This window comes from Lacinutrix sp. MEBiC02404 (genome assembly GCF_053601575.1).
Genome location: NZ_JBSHNV010000120.1, coordinates 1 through 306, shown reverse-complemented (window position 1 = coordinate 306; position 306 = coordinate 1). Strand labels below are relative to the sequence as shown.

The following is a 306-nucleotide window of genomic DNA, read 5'->3' as shown; positions in this document are numbered from 1 at the left end:
CGGTTAGCGAAACTGGTGATGTAACCAATGAAGCTGATAATTGTGATACTACTTTAGATGCGACTTTTACAGATGTTGTAACAGCTGGTGCTTGTGAAGGTTCTTTTGTTATTACTAGAACTTGGACTTTATCAGACGATTGTGGGAATACTGCAACGCCGCAAATACAAACGATTACCGTTTCAGATAATATTGCGCCAACATTTACTGCGCCTGCAGCTATTGAAATTTTTACGGATGCTTCTTGTAATTATGATGCAACGGTTAGCGAAACTGGTGATGTAACCAATGAAGCTGATAATTGTG

The 306-nt window shown here is 39.2% G+C and carries 1 protein-coding gene; it reads left to right on the top strand.

Going from position 1 to position 306, the window contains the following annotated elements; genetic code table 11:
• Positions 1-306: hypothetical protein (locus tag ACVCXO_RS02940; protein WP_452228103.1), on the top strand; the 306-nt coding region annotated here is incomplete at both ends.